Origin of the sequence: Paracoccus sp. PARArs4 (genome assembly GCF_947311865.1) — a bacterium.
In the GTDB taxonomy this organism is placed as follows: domain Bacteria; phylum Pseudomonadota; class Alphaproteobacteria; order Rhodobacterales; family Rhodobacteraceae; genus Paracoccus; species Paracoccus zeaxanthinifaciens.
Genome location: NZ_CAMZMW010000002.1, coordinates 157,922 through 175,858, shown reverse-complemented (window position 1 = coordinate 175,858; position 17,937 = coordinate 157,922). Strand labels below are relative to the sequence as shown.

The 17,937-nt window shown below is 70.4% G+C and carries 14 protein-coding genes and 1 pseudogene; 10 read left to right on the top strand and 5 right to left on the bottom strand.

Translation table 11 applies throughout. From position 1 onward, the window contains the following. The first annotated feature begins 40 nt into the window (after window positions 1-40). The 3 genes from QMZ16_RS02355 to QMZ16_RS02345 all read left to right on the top strand — a co-directional run bounded on the left by QMZ16_RS02355 (window position 41) and on the right by QMZ16_RS02345 (window position 1,161). On the top strand, window positions 41-523 hold the full coding sequence (locus QMZ16_RS02355; RefSeq protein WP_282601967.1) for a hypothetical protein: 483 nt from the start codon (window positions 41-43) through the stop codon (window positions 521-523). A 61-nt stretch (window positions 524-584) separates the two neighbouring features. Next, window positions 585-794 (top strand): I78 family peptidase inhibitor, encoded by a 210-nt coding sequence (locus QMZ16_RS02350; protein ID WP_282601966.1) that lies wholly within the window; start codon window positions 585-587, stop codon window positions 792-794. 31 nt (window positions 795-825) lie between these two features. Next, the gene (locus tag QMZ16_RS02345; RefSeq protein WP_022705880.1) at window positions 826-1,161 is read left to right on the top strand and encodes a DUF2794 domain-containing protein; all 336 of its coding nucleotides are present in this window, start codon (window positions 826-828) and stop codon (window positions 1,159-1,161) included. Here the strand turns inward: QMZ16_RS02345 and hrpB are convergent. Next, window positions 1,158-3,569, bottom strand: a complete 2,412-nt coding sequence (gene hrpB / locus QMZ16_RS02340; RefSeq protein ID WP_282601965.1) for an ATP-dependent helicase HrpB — start codon at window positions 3,567-3,569, stop codon at window positions 1,158-1,160. The genes QMZ16_RS02345 and hrpB overlap by 4 nt on opposite strands. A gap of 106 nt (window positions 3,570-3,675) precedes the next feature. Here hrpB and QMZ16_RS02335 point away from each other — a divergent pair, with 106 nt between their 5' ends. Next, window positions 3,676-5,046: a YcjX family protein gene (locus QMZ16_RS02335; RefSeq protein ID WP_282601964.1), complete on the top strand. Its 1,371-nt coding sequence runs from the start codon at window positions 3,676-3,678 to the stop codon at window positions 5,044-5,046. Beyond that, a complete protein-coding gene (locus tag QMZ16_RS02330; protein ID WP_022705883.1) occupies window positions 5,043-6,074 on the top strand; it encodes a TIGR01620 family protein in 1,032 nt (343 codons plus the stop codon). The genes QMZ16_RS02335 and QMZ16_RS02330 overlap by 4 nt, the downstream gene beginning before the upstream one ends. On the opposite strand, the gene QMZ16_RS02325 is transcribed toward QMZ16_RS02330, so the two are convergent. Continuing rightward, window positions 6,053-6,499 carry a GNAT family N-acetyltransferase gene (locus tag QMZ16_RS02325; protein ID WP_282601963.1) on the bottom strand — a complete coding sequence of 149 codons (447 nt, stop codon included), beginning with the start codon at window positions 6,497-6,499 and terminating at the stop codon, window positions 6,053-6,055. The genes QMZ16_RS02330 and QMZ16_RS02325 overlap by 22 nt on opposite strands. Further along, on the bottom strand, window positions 6,496-7,920 hold the full coding sequence (locus QMZ16_RS02320; protein WP_282602048.1) for a 2-isopropylmalate synthase: 1,425 nt from the start codon (window positions 7,918-7,920) through the stop codon (window positions 6,496-6,498). Before QMZ16_RS02320 ends, QMZ16_RS02325 begins: the two co-directional genes overlap by 4 nt. A gap of 186 nt (window positions 7,921-8,106) precedes the next feature. Here QMZ16_RS02320 and QMZ16_RS02315 point away from each other — a divergent pair, with 186 nt between their 5' ends. Next, on the top strand, window positions 8,107-9,765 hold the full coding sequence (locus QMZ16_RS02315; RefSeq protein ID WP_282601962.1) for an NAD+ synthase: 1,659 nt from the start codon (window positions 8,107-8,109) through the stop codon (window positions 9,763-9,765). 45 nt (window positions 9,766-9,810) lie between these two features. Continuing rightward, window positions 9,811-10,734, top strand: a complete 924-nt coding sequence (locus tag QMZ16_RS02310; RefSeq protein ID WP_282601961.1) for an HNH endonuclease — start codon at window positions 9,811-9,813, stop codon at window positions 10,732-10,734. A gap of 4 nt (window positions 10,735-10,738) precedes the next feature. On the opposite strand, the gene QMZ16_RS02305 is transcribed toward QMZ16_RS02310, so the two are convergent. After that, the gene (locus tag QMZ16_RS02305) at window positions 10,739-12,382 is read right to left on the bottom strand and encodes an MFS transporter (protein ID WP_282601960.1); all 1,644 of its coding nucleotides are present in this window, start codon (window positions 12,380-12,382) and stop codon (window positions 10,739-10,741) included. Between the two features lie 384 nt (window positions 12,383-12,766). Between QMZ16_RS02305 and QMZ16_RS02300 the strand changes: the two are divergent. The 3 genes and pseudogenes from QMZ16_RS02300 to QMZ16_RS02290 form a co-directional block, all read left to right on the top strand. Further along, a pseudogene (locus QMZ16_RS02300) lies at window positions 12,767-13,447 on the top strand (L,D-transpeptidase); the annotation flags it as partial. 413 nt (window positions 13,448-13,860) lie between these two features. Next, window positions 13,861-14,715 (top strand): hypothetical protein, encoded by an 855-nt coding sequence (locus QMZ16_RS02295; protein ID WP_282601959.1) that lies wholly within the window; start codon window positions 13,861-13,863, stop codon window positions 14,713-14,715. Between the two features lie 31 nt (window positions 14,716-14,746). After that, window positions 14,747-15,685 carry a lytic transglycosylase domain-containing protein gene (locus QMZ16_RS02290; protein ID WP_022705890.1) on the top strand — a complete coding sequence of 313 codons (939 nt, stop codon included), beginning with the start codon at window positions 14,747-14,749 and terminating at the stop codon, window positions 15,683-15,685. 16 nt (window positions 15,686-15,701) lie between these two features. Here QMZ16_RS02290 and QMZ16_RS02285 read toward each other — a convergent pair whose 3' ends face one another. After that, window positions 15,702-17,903, bottom strand: coding sequence for a primosomal protein N' (locus tag QMZ16_RS02285; RefSeq protein ID WP_282601958.1), 2,202 nt, complete (start codon window positions 17,901-17,903; stop codon window positions 15,702-15,704). Window positions 17,904-17,937 lie beyond the last annotated feature (34 nt).

The window sequence follows — 17,937 nt, the reverse complement described above, 5'->3', positions numbered from 1 at the left end:
CAAGCGTCCCGAGGGCAGTATCGGCAGGAAGAGATTTCAGATGAACAGCCATGTTCTCATGGGCGGGGCGGCGCTGATCGCGCTTGGCGGATGTGCGGCACCCTTCTCGCGCACGCCACCCCTGGCCATCGACAGCTATCCCCAGGCGGTGGTGGACCAGCAGCAGGCGCAGGGCTATCAGCCTTATCCGGCGCAGGCAGCACCCACCTATGGCGATCCCTATGCGGGGACGGCTTATGCGCAGGGCGCGGCACCAGTTGCGACCCCGGTGCAGGCGACGCCCGCGGCCCCCGCAGCCGCCAGCGGCATCGAGGGGCTGGAGGAACGCAAGCCCGACCTGTGCAAGGCGCAGACCCATCGCGGCGCGATCGGCCAGCCCGGCAGCACGATCCCCTCGCTGGGGCTGGACCGGTCCTATCGGGTGGTCGAATATCGCGGGATCGAGCCGCAGGACTACGACCCCAACCGCATCGTCTTCCGACTGGACGAGGCGGGCAACATCTCCAACGTCGATTGCGGGTGACAGCATGAAGAAGATCGCTCTCCTCCTTCCCCTTGCAGGGCTGCTTGCCGCGTGCGAGCCCGTGGCACCCCCCGAACCCGAGGATGCCTGCGGCGCCGCCGGTTACCAGGGGCTGATCGGCCAGCCGCGCTCCGTGCTGGACAACATGAACTTTCCGCTCGGGACCCGCGTCATCGGCCCCGAGGATGCGGTGACGGCGGATTTCCGTCCTGATCGGCTGAACATCGAATACGCGCCGAACGACCGGATCGAGAAGGTCGCCTGCTATTGATTTGCGGCGGCGGCGCTGTCACCATTCCGACATGATGAACGCCACGCCGCCGTTTCATGCAGATCCCGATCGCGTCACCTTCGACCGCCGCGAGCTGGGCCTGATCCTGTCCACCTATGGCCGCTTCGTCGCTGCGGGCGAATGGCGCGACTATGCGATGTCCTTCCTCAGGGATGTCGCGGTGTTCAGCGTCTTTCGCCGCGCGACGGAACACCCGCTCTACCGGATCGAAAAGCGTCCACGCCTGCGGAACGCCCAGGGGGCCTATGCCGTGATCGGCATGGACGGACAGATCCTGAAGCGCGGCCACGATCTGGCCCAGGTCCTGCGCGTGCTGGACCGCAAGCTGATCCGAGGCGTGGACTAGGTCCCGCGGGGCTTGGCGCGGGTCGTGGGGTCGGCCTCGGTCGGGTCCTCGGGCCAGGGGTGGCGGGGATACCTGCCGCGCATGTCCTTCCTGACATCGCCATAGCTGCTGGCCCAGAAGCCCGGCAGATCCATCGTCACCTGCACTGGACGCCCGGCGGGCGACAGCAACGCGATCCGCAAGGGCCTGCCCCCGACGACCGGATGGCGCGTGACGCCGAACATCTCCTGCAGCTTCACCTCGATCGAGGGATCCTCGGCGTCGTAATCGATGGGCACGCGGCGACCCAGGGGGGTCGTGAAATGCGCGGGCGCGGCGCGGTCCAGCGCCTGCTGGCCGTCCCAGCCGACGCGGGCCTTCAGCGCCTCGGTCAGGTCCAGCGCGCGGATATCGCCGCGATTGCGGATGCGCGTCAGCCAGGGCAGCAGCCATTCGGGATCGGCCAGCAGGGCCGCGTCGTCCACCGGCCCCAGTTCGGGCACCAGCGCGATGCGGGCGCGCAGGCGGGCCGCGCCGCGCGACCAGGGGATGCCGTCCTGGCGCACCCCTTCCAGCGCGGCCAGCGCGATCTGGTCGTCCGGGGCGTCGGCCCACGCGCGATCCGACAGGACCAGCGCGCCCAGCCGTTCCTGGCTGCGGGCCATCACGCGCGCCTCGCGGCGGGACCATTCGCAGACATCGACGGCGACGATCCGGTCGCCATGCAGGTCGCGGATCTCGGGTTCGGTCAGGGGGGCGGCCAGCCGGATGCGGGCCTCGCGCTGATCGCCGTCGAGGTCCAGCGCCACGAGAAAGGGCACGCGCCCGGCCTGATCCTCGGGGGGAAGCGCCGCGCCCTTGCCGTCCGACAGGACATAGCGCGGCTGATCGCCCTTGCGCCGCTGCCCGATCCGGTCGGGATAGGCCAGCGATGCGATGGCCCCCATCGACAACGCATCCCCGCCCTTGCCCGCCATCCGGCGCAGGCGCGTGGATTCCTGCCTGATCCGCGCGACGGACTGGCGGTTCACCTCGAACGGGTGACGCCCCGAGGGATCGCGCAGGGCCGCCATGCGCAGCGCCAGGTCGGCGGGGGCGCCGCGCAGCGGGTCGCGGTCGGACAGCAGCGCGGCCAGATCGGCGGCCTGCGGGCCCGCCATCAGCAGCATATGCGCCAGCCGGGGATGCAGCGGCAGGCGGGCCAGCGACTTGCCGTGGGGCGTGATGCGGCCGCCCGGGTCCAGCGCCCCCAGCCCCGCCAGCAGGGATTGCGCCTCGGACAGGGCGCCTTCGGGCGGCGCGGTCAGGAACGCCAGGTCGCCGGGCGCGGCGCCCCATGCGGCCAGTTCCAGCGCAAGGCCGGTCAGGTCCGCGACCTCGATCTCGGGCGGGGCGAAGGCAGGGAAGCCCCCCTCCTCGGTCCGTGCCCACATGCGATAGCAGATGCCGGGCGCCACGCGGCCCGCGCGACCGCGGCGCTGCTCGGCCTCGGCGCGGCTGGCGCGTTCGGTGACCAGCCGCGACATGCCGCTGCCCGGATCGAAGCGCGCCCGCCTTGCGCGGCCCATGTCCACCACGACCCGCACCCCCGGTATCGTCAGCGAGGTTTCCGCGATCGAGGTCGCCAGAACCAGCTTGCGCCGGTCCCCCGGCGGGGCCAGCGCCGCGCGCTGCGCCTTGTGGTCCAGCGCGCCGAACAGGGGCGCGATCTCCAGCCCCTGCCCGTCCAGCTGGGCCGCGACGCGCCTGATCTCTCCCTCTCCGGGAAGGAACGCCAGAATGGTGCCGCCGGTCTCGTCCGTCTCGGACGCGGCGCGGGCGATCAGGGCGGCCATCTGGTCCAGTGGCCGCGCCGAGGCGGGCAGCGGGCGGTCCAGCCAGCGCGTCTCGACCGGGAAGCTGCGCCCGTCCGAGGCGACGATGGGCGCATCGTCCAGCAGCGCCGCCACGGGTCCGGCATCCAGCGTGGCCGACATCACCAGCACGGCCAGATCGTCGCGCAGCGCGCCGCGAGACTCCCACACGAGGGCAAGGCCCAGGTCCGCGTTCAGGCTGCGTTCGTGGAATTCGTCGAAGATGACGCAGCCGATGCCCTGCAATTCGGGATCGGACTGGATCATGCGGGTCAGGATGCCCTCGGTCACGACCTCGATCCGGGTGCCGGGGACGGATTCGCCGCGGATGCGGTAACCGACGCTGCGCCCGACGGGTTCGCCCAGGGTCTCGGCCATGCGCTCGGCTGCGGCGCGGGCGGCAAGGCGGCGCGGTTCCAGCATCAGGATGCGGCCCCGCACGCGGTCCATCAGCGCCAGCGGCACGCGCGTGGTCTTGCCCGCCCCGGGCGGCGCGGTCAGCACGGCCCGGCCATGCGTGGTCATCGCGTCCAGAAGCGCGGGAAGGGCGTCGTCGATGGGCAGTCGTGCGGTCATCACCGCGTGATAGCGCCCCTGCCGCGCGGCTTGCAATCACCCCCGCCCTATCAATACCGGCGGCGCGTACCTATTATCTGGAAAAGGCAGAACGAAAAGGGCAGGCATGGGCATCGGCAGCGACGTGATCGAGGGCTTGGGTCTGGGCGATCCGGTCCTGCGGCTGGGCGTGACGGGATTGTCGCGCGCGGGCAAGACGGTATTCATCACCTCGCTGGTCGCGAACCTTCTGGAACGCGGGCGGATGCATGCGCTGCGGGCGGCGGCGGACGGGCGGCTGAAGGCCGTCTGGCTGCAACCCCAGCCGGACGACACGATCCCGCGCTTCGACTATGAACGCCACCTGGCCGCGCTGACCGGACCCCAGCCGCGCTGGCCCGAAGGGACGCGCCATGTCAGCCAGCTGCGCCTGTCGCTGCGGCTGGAACCCTCGGGGCTGCTGTCGGGGCTGCGCGGGCCGCGCAACCTGCATCTGGACATCGTGGACTATCCCGGGGAATGGCTGCTGGACCTGCGCCTGATGGAACGCGATTTCGCGCAATGGTCCACCGAGGTGCTGGAGCGCCTGCCAAACCGCCCCGGCGCGCAGGCCTTCCTGGCCGCCATCGGGGCCGAGGATTCGGGCGCACCCTTTGCCGAACCGCGCGCGCAGGGGCTGGCCGATCTCTATACCGCGCATCTGATCGCCGCGCGCGAGGCGGGCTGGGCCGATTGCACGCCCGGGCGCTTCCTGATCCCGGGCGAGCTTGAAGGCTCGCCCGCGCTGACCTTCGCGCCGCTGCCCCCGCATCTGTTGGACGGCAAGCTGGGCCGCGAATTCCGCCGCCGCTTCGAATCCTACAAGTCGCGCGTGGTGCGGCCCTTCTTCCGGGACCACTTCTCGCGGATCGACCGGCAGGTGGTGCTGGTTGACGTGCTGGGCGCGATCCACCAGGGCCCGCAGGCGGTCGAGGACACGCGCCGCGCGATGGCCGACATCCTGACCGCCTTCCGCCCCGGCCGCGCGGGCTGGCTGGCGCAGATCCTGGGCACGCGGCGCGTCGAACGCATCCTGTTCGCCGCGACCAAGGCCGATCACCTGCACCACGTCCAGCATCCGCGCCTGACCGCGATCCTGACCGCCATGCTGCGCGAGGCCCGCGACCGCGCCGATTTCCAGGGCGCCCGGACCGAGGCCATGGCCATCGCCGCCCTTCGCGCCACCACCGAGGAGATGATCGCCCATCAGGGCGAGGATCTGCCCGCCGTGCGCGGGCGGCTGCTGGACGGGCGGCAGGCGGCTTTCCACGCGGGCGATCTGCCCGCCGATCCGGGGCAGTTGCTCCATCCCGCGCGTCAGGGCGCGACGGCATGGCTGGACGACGACTATGCCATCATGAACTTCGCCCCCGCGCCGGGCACCGCGCGTCCGGGCGACGGGCCGCCCCATGTCCGGCTGGACCGCGCCGCCGAATTCCTGATCGGAGACCGCCTGTGACGACCGACACGCCCAAGCGCCCGCGCGGCCCCGTCCTGATCGAGCTTGAGGACGGCCCCGCGAACCCCGCCGACGCGCCGCGCATCGATGCCGATGACAGCCCCCTTCCCCGCCCCCGCACGATGGAGATGGTGACCCGGCTGGTCGGGCGCCCCCCGTCCCGCCTGACGCGCCTGTTCGTCAATGCGGGCGCGGCGCTTCTGACCTTCCTGCTGGGCGTGGCCGCGCTGGAATTCATCGACGGGCTGCTGACGCGATACCCGCTGCTTGGCTGGATCGCCGTGGCGCTGTTCGCGACCTTCACCCTGGCCGCGCTTGGCCTTGCGTTCCGCGAATGGCGGGCCTTCCGGCGGCTGGCCAGGATCGACGGATTGCAGCGGCAGGCGGGCGCCGCGCTTGCGGACGAGGATCTGGCGGGCGCGAAGGTCGTGACGCGCGGCCTGCTGTCGCTCTATGCCGACCGCCCCGAGATGCAGTGGCAGCGCGAGCGTCTGGCCGAACGCCACGACGAGGGGTTCGATGCCGAAACCGTCCTGACCCATGCCGAGGCCGAGCTTCTGGCGGGCCTCGACCAGTTGGCCCGCCGGGAAATCGAGGCCGCCGCCCGCACCGTCGCGGCCACCACCGCGCTGGTCCCGCTGGCGCTGGCCGATGTCGCGGCCGCGCTGGCCGCGAACCTGCGCATGATCCGCCGCATGGCCGAGATCTATGGCGGGCGCGCGGGAACGATCGGCGGCTGGCGGCTGGCGCGGACGGTGATGACCCACCTGATCGCGACCGGCGCGGTCGCGGCGGGCGACGACCTGATCCAGACCGTCGCGGGCGGGGGCGTCCTTGCCAAGCTGTCGCGCCGCTTCGGCGAGGGGCTGGTGAACGGCGCCCTGACGGCCCGCGTCGGCATCGCCGCGATGGAGGTCTGCCGCCCGCTGCCCTTCATCGCGCAGCCGCGTCCCAAGGTCGGCAACCTCGTCAGTCGCGGCCTTGCGGGTCTGTTCGGCAGCGACGATCAGTCGAGGGACAGCTTGTAACCCACATGAGAGGGCTGGAACCCCAGCCCCTCGTAGAAGCGCTGGCTGTCGGCGCGCTGGCGGTTGGTCGTCAGCTGCACCAGCCCGCAGCCGCGTTCACGGCAGCACGCGATGGCCCATTCGATCATCTGCCCGCCGATGCCCGCCCCGCGCATCTCCGAGGCGACGCGCACGGCCTCGATCTGGCCGCGCGTCGTGCCCTGCAGCGACAGGCCAGGGATGAAGCTCAGCTGCAACTGGCCGACGACGCGGCCATCCGTTTCGGCCACGACCAGAAGCTGGTTCGGATCGGCGTCGATGCGGTCGAAGGCCGCTTGGTAGGCGGCCATGTCGGCACCCTCGCGGGTCGCGCCCAGGACATCGTCGCCCAGCATCTCGACCAGGCGGGGCAGATCCCCGGCCCGCGCCTTGCGGAATACGATCATGGCGCGGCGTCGTCGGGCAGGTCGGGTGCCGCAAGGTCGGGATCGGCCGCGCCCTCGGCATCCGCCGCGCCCTCGTCGGCCTCGATCAGGCGGTTGTCCTCCCAGGTGCCGGCGGCGACCTGGCCGGTGGCATATCGCATGACGCCCTGTCCCTGGCGTTTCCCCCCCGAGAAGGTCCCCTCGTAGACATCGCCATTGGCATAGGTCGCGACACCGCTGCCGTCGATCTCTCCGCCCTTCCAGCCGCCTTCATAGACGAAGCCGTCGGGCGTGGTCAGGCGGCCCTGCCCCTCGCGCAGGCCATCGACGAAGCCGCCGGTATAGACGGTCCCGTCGGGATAGGTCGCCTGACCTTCGCCGTGACGCTGCCCGTCCTTCCACGCGCCGGAATAGACATAGCCGTCGGGATAGGACATGCGGCCCTGCCCCTCGTTGCGGGCATTGCGGAAGCCCCCCTCGTAGACCATGCCGTTGGCATAGCTGGCCTTGCCGTCGCCCTGGATCACGCCTTCGGACCACTGGCCTTCATAGGTGGAACCGTCGGCATAGGTGATCTTGCCCGTCCCGTCGGGGCGGTCGGCGCGCATCTGCCCCGCATAGATCGACCCGTCGGGATAGGTGATCGTGCCGCGACCCTCCATCCGGCCCTCGACCCACTGGCCTTCATAGACATAGCCGTCGGCGCCGGTGAAGACGCCCTCGCCGTGGCGGCGGTCGTCCTTGAACTGGCCGTCATAGACATCGCCATTGGCATAGGTCGCGACACCCGCGCCCTGCCTGCGCCCGCCGCGCAATTCGCCCTCGTAGCGGTCGCCCGAAGGCTGGACCAGCACGCCGCGCCCCGACATCTGACCCGCCGCCCAGACCCCGTCATAGGTCAGCCCGTCGGTCATCGTCAGCTTGCCGCGCCCCGCGCGCTGCCCGGCCATCATGCCGCCCTCATAGGTCGATCCGTCGGGATAGGTGATCTTGCCCTGCCCCTCCTTCACGCCGGAATTCCAGTCGCCTTCATAGCGGTATCCGTTGGGCTGCGTCAGCACGCCCTTGCCCTGGTGCAGCCCGCGCGCGAACTGCCCGTCATAGACCGACCCGTTGGCATAGTTCGCGATGCCCTGGCCCGTGATCTCGCCCGCGACCCAGTCGCCCTCGTAGGTGCCGCCATCGGCATAGGTGATCTTGCCCTGCCCGTCGGGCTTGCCCGCGGCGAACTGGCCTTCATAGACGGACCCGTTCGGAAACTCGGCCCGGCCCTGGCCCATGATCTGGCCCTCGACCCAGTCGCCGTCATAGCGATAGCCGTTCGGCAGCTCGTAGCTGCCCTGCCCGTGCTGCACGCCGTTGCGGAACGTCCCCTCGTAGACGCCGCCATCGTCGTATTGCTTGGTGATGACCTGCGCCGCCACGGGGGCGGTCCATGCCATCCCCGCCAGCGCGATCGCGCCAAGGGCCGTCTGCGCCCGAGTTGCCCGCTTCATGCCTCTGCCCTCAAGTCGTTTGGCTTCGGGTTTAACCCATCGCCCTGCAGGGGCAAAGCCCGACTTTTCCTTTGGGGTCCGATCACCTATGTCGTTGGGTGACCCGCAGGGGCCCGCACGAAGGACGACACCATGACCGAACGTTTCCGCCTGACCATCGGCCAGCTGAACGCAACCGTGGGCGACCTGCCCGGCAATGCCGAGAAGGCGCGGCAGGCATGGCGGACCGCGCGCGACGCGGGCGCCGACATGCTGGCCCTGCCCGAGATGTTCATCACCGGATACCAGACGCAGGACCTGGTGCTGAAGCCCGCCTTCACCGCGCAGGCGATCGAGGCCGTGATGGCGCTCGGGGCGGAACTGACGGACGGCCCGGCCATCGGCATCGGCGCCCCCTGGGCCGAGGACGGCAAGCTCTATAACGCCTACTGGGTGTTCCGCGACGGCAGGCTGGTGGCGCGGGTGCTGAAGCACCACCTGCCGTTCCAGCAGCTGTTCGACGAGCTGCGCCTGTTCCAGTCCGGCCCGATCAGCGGCCCCTATGCCGTGGGCGGCGCCCGCATCGGCAGCCCCATCTGCGAGGACAGCTGGTATCCCGACGTGGCCGAGACCCTGGCCGAGACCGGGGCCGAGATCCTGGTCGTGCCGAACGGCAGCCCCTATCACCGCGAGAAGCTGGACCTGCGCATGGGCCACATGGTCGGCCGGGTGGTCGAGACCGGCCTGCCGCTGGCCTATGTGAACATGGTCGGCGGTCAGGACGACCAGATCTATGACGGGGCCAGCTTCGTTCTGAACCCCGGCGGGCGGAAGGTCGTCCAGCTGCCCGCCTTCGAGGAAGCGATCGCCCATGTCGATTTCACGCGCGGGCCCGACGGCTGGCAGGCCGAGCCCGGCCCGATGGCGGTCCAGCCCGACGCATGGGAACAGGATTACCACGCGATGATGCTGGGGCTGCGCGACTATCTGCGCAAGTCTGGCTTCAGGAAGGTGCTGCTGGGCATGTCGGGCGGGATCGACAGCGCGCTGGTCGCCACCATCGCCGCCGACGCCATCGGGCCGGAAAACGTGCGCTGCGTGATGCTGCCCTCGGAATACACCTCGCAGACCAGCCTGGACGATGCCGCCGACTGCGCGACGCGGATCGGCGCGCGGCTGGACACGGTGCGCATCGACGGCGCGCGCGACGCGGTGGGCGGCGCGCTGGCCCACCTGATGGAGGGGACCGAGCCCGACGTCACGGAAGAGAACATCCAGTCCCGCCTGCGCGGCCTGATGCTGATGGCGATTTCCAACAAGTTCAACGAGATGCTGCTGACCACCGGCAACAAGTCCGAGGTCGCGGTCGGCTATGCCACGATCTATGGCGACATGGCGGGCGGCTACAACCCGATCAAGGATCTCTACAAGACCCGCGTCTTCGAGACCTGCCGCTGGCGCAACGCCAATCACCGCGACTGGATGATGGGCAATCCGGGCGAGGTGATCCCCCCGCGCATCATCTCGAAGCCCCCCTCGGCCGAGCTGCGCCCCGACCAGAAGGACGAGGACAGCCTGCCCCCCTACGAGGTGCTGGACGCGATCCTGGAGGGGCTGGTCGAGAAGGATCTGGCCCTTGCGGACCTCGTCGCGCAGGGCTTCGACGAGGAGACCGTCCGGCGCGTCGAGAAGCTGCTGTATATCAGCGAATGGAAACGGTACCAGGCCGCGCCCGGTCCCCGCATCTCGACCCGCGCCTTCTGGCTGGACCGCCGCTATCCCCTGGTGAACCGCTGGCGCGACAAGATCTAGGGGGATCGCGCTTGCATTTTCCGGCGCCCGGGGTTTCCTGGGCGCATGGTGAAACTGGTTCTGCTGCACAAAGCCTGCTCGATCTATGACGACATCCCCGATGTCGAATACGATTTCCCGCGCAGTTACCTGAAGGCCGTGACCGAGGCCGTGGGCGACTGGATCGTCTATTACGAACCGGTCAAGGCGGGGCCGCGCGGCTATCATGCCGTGGCGCGCATCGAAGGGGTGGTTCCCAACCCCCGCGCCCCCGGCAGGTATCTGGCACGGATCGCACCGGACAGTTTCCTGCGCTTCGTGGACGATGTCCCCCGCCTTCGGGATGGCAGGCCGCTGGAATCGGCGCTGACCCATCCTGACGGCACACCCCGCAGCGGCGGTATCGTGCAATCCGCCGTGCGCCGCCTGCCCGACCGCGAATTCGCCCGCATCGTCAATCTTGGCCTGCCGCAGGACCTGGAACGGATCGAGGCCACCCGCTATGACCCCGCGACCCGGCAGCTGGACGAGGGTGCGGCCCTGTTCGAACGTCCCGTGCTGGAGCGCCTGACCCGCCGCCCCTATCGCGACGCGGCCTTCCGCCGGAAGGTGCGCGAGGCATATGGCTATCGCTGCGCGATGTCGGGCCTGCGGCTGCGAAATGGCGGCGGCCGCCCCGAGGTTCAGGCCGCCCATATCCGCCCCGTGGAACATCGGGGCAGCGATTCCGTGCGGAACGGGCTTGCCTTGTCAGGGACCCTTCACTGGATGTTCGACCGGGGCCTGATCTCGGTCGCCGACGACAACAGTACCATCCTGATATCGCACAACAAGGTGCCCGGCGACGTGGTCGGACGCCTGATCGCTCCGGGCGGCAGACTGATTGCGCCGGACGACCCGAGGGACTGCCCCCATCCCGAGAACCTGCGCTGGCACCGTGAAAACGTTTTCGGGCGATCGCTCGGGGACGAGGTCGCGCCCTGGGACTAGACCGTCACGGCACCTCGATCTTGCCGACCAGCGGCACGTCGTCCTGCGGGGTGACGTTGTGGCGCTCGATCATGCGGTGGACGGCGGGATCGCCCTCGCCTCGGTGAAGCGCGTGCAGGGCGGTCGTCACCTCGGCGTCGGATTTCGTGCGGCGCAGGTTGTGGCGGACATATTCGTCCCAGGTCGCGATGTGATAGCTTTCGCTCCAGCGGTCGGGATGTTCCAGATCGCGCAGCAGCGCCCAGTTGCGCGCCCCGTCGCGGCGGCGGATCGCGCGGCGCTGGCGCATCAGGCGCAGGAACTCGGGGACATCGGCTTGGTCGATCTGATAGTCCACCATGACCATGATCGGGCCCGACCGCCCCCTCAGGTCCAGCCGCAGCGCCGGTTCGCGAAAGCGGTTCACCGGGTCCAGATCGGCCGTGCCGAATTCCGGCGCGCGCAGCCAGGCGCCGATCGCCGCGCCGAACAGCAGCAGCAGCCCCGCCGCGATCAGCGCGCGATCCAGCCCGTGCTGCCCCGCGACCCCGCCCCAGGCCCAGGACCCCGCGGCCATCCCCCCGAACGTCGCTGTCTGATACAGCGCGAGCGCCCGCGCCACGACCCAACGCGGCGTCGACAGCTGCACCGTCACGTTGAACAGCGACAGCGCCATCACCCAGGACGCGCCCGCAGGCAGCAGGGCCAGCGCCTGCAGCCAGACGATATCGGTCAGCCCCAGGGCCAGCGCCGCGACGGCGAACCCCGTGAAGGCCAGCCGCACGACCTGCTCGTTGTCGAAGCGGGCGCGGATGCGCGGGTTCAGCAGCGCCCCCGCGATCGCGCCGATGCCGTAACAACCCAGCAGCAACCCGAACAGGAACGAGCCCCCCTCGGGGTGGCTCTTGGCGACCAGCGGCAGCAGGGCCAGCACGGCGATCGCGGCAAAGCCGAACAGCGCGCCGCGCAGGATCACCCGCATCAGGTTCGGCGACAGCGCGACATAGCGCAGGCCCGCGCCGATCGCGGGCAGGAAGGGCTCGGGGGTGGTCGTGCGGGGCGCGATCCGGGGACGCCAGCGCGCCATGGCCCCCATCAGCGGCAGATAGCTGAGCGCGTTGACGGCGAAGGCCGCCGCCGCACCGAAGGCCGCCACGATCAGGCCGCCCGCGGCGGGGCCCACGCTGCGCATCATGTTGAACCCGACCGAGTTCAGGCTGACCGCCGCGGGCAGGTCGCGCCGTTCGACCAGATCGCCCATGCTGGCCTGCCAAGGCGGGTTGTAGACCGCCTGCCCCGCCCCCAGCAGGAAGGTGAAGGCCAGGAGCATCCAGGGCGTCAGCCAACCCGCGAAGGCCGCGCCCGCCAGCAGAAGCGACATCACCGACATGAAGCACAGCGCCCCGATCAGCAGGGTCTTGCGGTCGAAGATGTCGGCCAGTGCGCCCGAGGCCAGGGCCAGCAGCATGATCGGCAGGGTGTTCGACGCCTGCACCAGCGCGATCAGCGTCGCGCTGTCGGTCAGCTGCGTCATCAGCCAGGCCGCACCCACCGCCTGCACCAGCCCGCCGAAATTCGACACCAGCGTCGCGGCCCACAACCTGCGGAAATCGGGATAGCCGAAGGGCGCTAGCGCCCCCTCGCGGCGGTTCGTCCTGCCCTGTGTCACGTCCAGCCGTCCCCGTCCCTTGCGCCCTGCGGGGCCACGCTAGGCCCGCCCGCGATCACGTGCAACGCAACAGGGCATTTCCGGCACGAAGATGCCGCAAGACGGCACATTCGCGCGATTGCCATGAAACCGAAACACACGCCAAGTTGTTCCATCGACGCGGAAAGTTGATGACGTTGAAGCGCCCATGCCACATGAGCGGCGCGGGGCGGGGCGATATCTCGGCGATCCGCGGCTAAGCCTTGACGCCGCGCGCCGACAGGCCTCATGCAATCAGGTACGAATCGCGCACGGACCCTTCGGGACCGGCGTGCGACAGACGAAATGCTGCCTCGGTTCGCGCCGCCTCAGGCCGGTCCGAAGATGAACAAGGAATGTGACAAGATGCGCCTCGCTCCCCTCTTCGCGGCGGTTGCCCTTGGGCTGGCGGCCTGCGCGCCGACCGAACAGGCCACCGCCCCCGCCGTGCAACAGCCGACCACGATCCCCGACATCTACCGCGCCCGCACCGATGCCGGCCCGAACGGCGGCACGATCGAGATCCCGGCCGTCCGCGCCGCATATCTGACCGAACGCAACCGCCGCCAGCTGGTCCCCTATAACGGGTCGGAACCGGCAGGCACGATCGTCGTCGATCCCTATGCGCGCGTGCTGTACCACGTCCAGGAAGGCGGTCAGGCGATGCGTTACGGCGTGGCCGTTGGCCGTGCCGGCACCGGCTTCGAGGGTCGCGCGACCATCGCCCGCAAGGCGGCATGGCCCAGCTGGCGCCCGACCGACAACATGCTGCGCACCCAGCCCGAGCTGTACGGCCAGTTCGCCGGCGGCCTGCAGGGCGGCCCGAACAACCCGCTCGGGTCGCGCGCGCTCTATCTCTATCAGGGCAGCCGCGACACCTATTACCGCATCCACGGCACGATGGACCCCAGCTCGATCGGCAAGGCGACCTCGGCGGGCTGCATCCGCCTGTTCAACCAGGACGTCATCGACCTGTTCGAAAGCGTGCCGACCGGGACCGAGGTGATCGTGCGCTCGCCCTCGGACAGCCTGCGCATGGAAGGCCGCCTGGTCGAGACGCCGGAAGGCTATGTCGTGCCGGCAGCCGAACTGCAGCAGGCCGCCGATCCGGCGGCTGCGGGCGCCGTCTCGACCGCGGTCGCGGCCGGGGCCGAGCCTGTGGCCCAAGCCCCTGCACCCACGCAGGTCGCCGCCGCGACGACCGCCGCCAGCCTGCCGAACGACCCCTATTCGGGCTTCGGCCAGCCCGCGCAGACCACCACGGTCACCGACCCCTTCGCGACCGAAGCCAGCTTCGTCTCGCCCGTCGAAAGCGCGGTGCCGGGCTATTGATCGTCCGCGTACGAACCTGACGCACCCATGGGGGCCGGAGCGATCCGGCCCCCTTTCCGTTTGCAAAAGCGCTGGAAACCGCGCCATTCTGCTGCCAGAACGTCGCTGTCCGCTGTAAGGGTGCTTCGATGCCGAACTATGCCAAGCAGGAACGCGAACTGCTGACGCCCGACCAGCTTGCGCTGGCCGAGGAGAGCCGCCAGCCCCGGCTGGGCAAGCTGAGCGCCACGCGACTGCGCCAGCTGATCGCCGCGATCGAGAAGGCCCGCCTGACCGCATCCGACGAGGTCGCGGAGACCGGGGCCAGCCCCGCCAGCCTGCTGCGTGCCGCCGGTCGCCGCGCCGAGGCCGAGCGCCGCAAGCGCGGCGCAGCCGCAGCCGCGCCCGTCGCGGCCCCCGCCCCCCGCAGCGCCAAGACCTCCAAGGCGCGCCCCGTCAATGGTCGCACGCCCGCCAAGCCGCGCAAGACCGACCAGCGGACGGAACCGCATCGGATCCCGCGCCCGGCCTCGAAGCCGGCAAGCTCGCCGGGGCATGCGCCGGAAACCACAACCAAGGCCGATACAGGAACAGACGCGATGCAGACCACCGAAGCCGAGAAGCAGGCACGCCAGGCAGCCCGCAAGGCCGAGAAGGAAGCGGCGAAGGAAGCCGAGAAGAACATCGCCCGCGAAGCCCGCCGGGCCGAGCGTCAGGCGCAGAAGCAGGCCGAGAAGGACGCCGCCCGCGAGGAACGCCGCGCCGCCCGCAAGGCCGCCAACCAGGCCGAGAAGGATGCAGCCAAGGCGGCCCGCAAGGCCGAGAACAAGGCCGCCCGCAAGGCCGAGCGCAAGTCGAACAGCGCCGAGGAACTGGCCGCCGAGGCCCGTGAACTGGCCGCCGCAGCCGAGGCGAAGGCGCCCGAGGCGCTGGCCGCTGCGGCAGCCGTTCTGGGTGGCGATGCCGACAAGCCGCGCAAGAAGAAAAAGAAGAAGGACGCCTGACCGGGCGCAAGGGGACGGAAGGCGCGATCAGATGAACGCAATTCGGACGATCCGCCGGGTGGCCGCGCTGGCATTCGCCACGCTGATGGCCGCCCAGCCCGCGCTGTCCTATCCCGCGATCGACGCGGTGGCGGGTCGCCGACCGCCCCCGCAATCCGACGATATCCGCTGTTCTGCAGACGGGCGCGACTGCATCCGCAAGGACCACTATGTCGCGGATGTCTGCAAGCTGATCGAACGCAGCGCGACCGAGCAGGACCTCGACCCCGCCTTCCTTGCGCGCCTTCTGTGGAAGGAAAGCCGGTTCGAACCGTCCGCCGTCAGCCCCGCCGGTGCGCTTGGCATCGCGCAGTTCATGCCGGGGACGGCGGACCTGTACTGGCTGGACGACCCGTTCAACCCCGCGCAGGCGATCCGCAAGGCGGCGTGGTACCTGGCCCAGCTGTCCGACCGCTTCGGCAATATCGGCATGGCCGCCGTCGCCTATAACGGCGGCGAGAACCGCGCCGCCCGGTTCCGCGCGCAGCAGACGACCCTGCCCTACGAGACCGTCGATTACGTCGAGGCCATCACCGGCTTCAGCGCGCATCGCTGGCGCGACAACCCGCCCGGCGCGGATGAACTGAAGCTGGCCCTGGCCGAGGATACCGCCTTCCGCCCCGCCTGCGAGGAGATGGCCGGGAACCGCAGCCTGCGCGAATTCTCGACCCAGCCGCCGGTCATGCCCTGGGGCGTGATCGTGGCCAGCCATCCCAGCCAGGCAGGCGCGGCGCAGCAGGTCGCGCGGCTGAACCGCACGCTGCGCCCGATCCTGAACGGCGCGCAGGTCGGATATGTCCGCAAGCGCCTGAACGGGATGCCGCGCGCGGTCTATACCGCGCAGGTGGGCTATGGCAGCCGGGCCGAGGCCGCGCGCTTCTGCACCCAGTTCAAGCGCCTTGGCGGGCGCTGCATCGTCCTGCGGAACTGATCCCTCACAGGAATAGTCACAGAAAGCTCTGCGGGTCGATATCGACCGACAGGCGCATGTTCGTCGGCAGCTTGATCCCCTCCAGCCAATCCGCGATGGCCTGCTGCAACGGGGCCTGTCGCGGCGCGCGGATCAGCATGCGCATGCGGAACCGGCCCCGCACGCGGGCGATGGGCGCGGGCGCGGGCCCCCACAGATCGGCGCCGATCTGCCCCAGGGGCAGCGCGCGTTCCGCCAGGTGCCGCGCGAAATCCGCGACGGCCGCCTGGTCGGGATGGGACAGGATGATCCCCGCCAGCCTTGCGAAGGGCGGCATGCCCGCCGCCTGGCGGCCCGCGGCCTCGGCATCCCAGAAGGTCTCGTCCTGGCCCGACAGGATCGCGCGGATCACGGCGTGATCGGGCTGGTGGGTCTGCAGCAGCGCCACCCCCGGCGCGGCCCCCGATTGCCGTCCGGCACGGCCCGCGACCTGCCGCATCAGCTGAAAGCTGCGTTCCGCCGCGCGCAGGTCGGCCCCCTGCAGCCCCAGATCCGCGTCGATCACGCCGACCAGCGTCAGCTTCGGGAAATTGTGCCCCTTGGCCACGATCTGCGTGCCGATGATGATGTCGGCAGCCCCGTCCGAGATGCGCGCGATGCTTTCCTTCAGCGCGCGGGCCGACTGGAACAGGTCCGAGGACAGGATCTCGGCCCGCGCATCGGGAAAGCGGGCGGCGACCTCTTCGGCGATGCGTTCCACGCCGGGGCCGACGGGGGCCAGCTTGCCCTCGACCCCGCAGGACGGGCATGCGGGGGGGATGGGGCGGGTCTCGCCGCATTGGTGGCAGACGAGGCGGTTCTGGAAGCGATGTTCCACCATGCGTGCATCGCATTGGTGGCAGCCGATCTGTTCGCCGCAGGCACGGCAGACGGTGACGGGCGCGAAGCCGCGCCGGTTGAGGAACAGCAGCGACTGCTCCCCCTTTGCCAGCCGCTCCTCGACCGCGCGGGCCAGCGTGGGCGAGATCCAGCGCCCCTGCTCCATCGCCTCGGAGCGCAGGTCGATCGCGGCCATGTCGGGCAGCTCGGCCGCGCCGTATCGCGACCGCAGGTCCAGTCGGGCGTATTTGCCCGCCCCCGCGTTCACCCAGCTTTCCAGGCTTGGCGTCGCCGAGGCCAGCACCACCTGCGCCTTGTTCATTGACGCGCGCAGCACCGCCATGTCGCGGGCGCTGTAGAAGACGACATCCTCCTGCTTGTAGCTGCCGTCATGTTCCTCGTCGACGACGATCAGGCCAAGGTCGCGGAAGGGCAGGAACAGCGCCGATCTGGCGCCGACGACCAGCCCGACCTCTCCTCGGCCGGCCATGTGCCACAGGCGCCTGCGTTCGGTGCGGGTGATGCCGCTGTGCCATTCGCCGGGGCGCGCGCCGAAGCGGGCCTCGACCCGGTCGAGGAATTCGGATGACAGCGCGATCTCGGGCAGCAGGACCAGCGCCTGCCGACCGGCGCGCAGGGTCTCGGCCACGGCCTCGAGGTAGACCTCGGTCTTGCCGGATCCGGTGACGCCGCGCAGCAGGGTCGTGCCGTATCCGCCCGCCCGGATGCGAGCGCACAGATCGTCCGCCGCGACCTGCTGGTCGGCGCCCAGTTCCTTGCCCGGAAGGTCGGGGTCCAGCCGCGGATAGGGCAGATCGCGCGGGGCCTCGATTTCCGCAAGCGCGCCCTGGGCCACCAGCCCCTTGACCACCGACGTGCCCACGCCCGCCAGCTGCGCCAGTTCGGACGGCGCGAAGCTGGCCCCTCCGTGATCGGCCACGACCTGCATCACGCGGGTTCGGGCCTCGGTCATGCGCTGCGGCTGCGCATCGCCCGGCACGATCACGCGCCGCGCCGCGGGCGGCTGGTCCAGGTCGGGCGCGCGCGTCGCCATGCGCAGCATCAGGGGCGGCGGCGTCAGGGTGTAATCGGCGGCGCGGGTCAGGAATTCCAGGAATCCCGGATCGAAGGGCTGGGCGTCCAGCACCCGCACGACCTGCCGCAGCTTGGCCAGGTCGAAATCGCCCATGCCCGGGCCCCACACCACCCCGAGCGTCCGGCGCGGCCCGAGCGGCACGAGGACCAGCGCGCCCAAGCGCACGCCTTCGTCCGGGGCAAGGTAATCCAGCACCCCCACCGGTTCGGTCGTCAGGACCGCGATGCGCGCGCGTGGCGGAAGGAATTCGGGAAGCTTCGACATTGCACCTGCATGAATACCCGCACGGGGTCGGCTG

What these genes read in the sequence shown, in the direction of transcription:
- QMZ16_RS02355 (WP_282601967.1), top strand. Translation starts at nt 41, where the DNA reads ATGAACAGCCATGTTCTCATGGGCGGGGCGGCGCTGATCGCGCTTGGC.
- QMZ16_RS02295 (WP_282601959.1), top strand. Translation starts at nt 13,861, where the DNA reads ATGCCGAACTATGCCAAGCAGGAACGCGAACTGCTGACGCCCGACCAG.
- QMZ16_RS02345 (WP_022705880.1), top strand. Translation starts at nt 826, where the DNA reads ATGATGAACGCCACGCCGCCGTTTCATGCAGATCCCGATCGCGTCACC.
- QMZ16_RS02320 (WP_282602048.1), bottom strand. Translation starts at nt 7,920, where the DNA reads ATGGCATGGACCGCCCCCGTGGCGGCGCAGGTCATCACCAAGCAATAC.
- QMZ16_RS02335 (WP_282601964.1), top strand. Translation starts at nt 3,676, where the DNA reads ATGGGCATCGGCAGCGACGTGATCGAGGGCTTGGGTCTGGGCGATCCG.
- QMZ16_RS02285 (WP_282601958.1), bottom strand. Translation starts at nt 17,903, where the DNA reads ATGTCGAAGCTTCCCGAATTCCTTCCGCCACGCGCGCGCATCGCGGTC.
- QMZ16_RS02325 (WP_282601963.1), bottom strand. Translation starts at nt 6,499, where the DNA reads ATGATCGTATTCCGCAAGGCGCGGGCCGGGGATCTGCCCCGCCTGGTC.
- QMZ16_RS02315 (WP_282601962.1), top strand. Translation starts at nt 8,107, where the DNA reads ATGACCGAACGTTTCCGCCTGACCATCGGCCAGCTGAACGCAACCGTG.
- hrpB (WP_282601965.1), bottom strand. Translation starts at nt 3,569, where the DNA reads ATGACCGCACGACTGCCCATCGACGACGCCCTTCCCGCGCTTCTGGAC.
- QMZ16_RS02310 (WP_282601961.1), top strand. Translation starts at nt 9,811, where the DNA reads ATGGTGAAACTGGTTCTGCTGCACAAAGCCTGCTCGATCTATGACGAC.
- QMZ16_RS02290 (WP_022705890.1), top strand. Translation starts at nt 14,747, where the DNA reads ATGAACGCAATTCGGACGATCCGCCGGGTGGCCGCGCTGGCATTCGCC.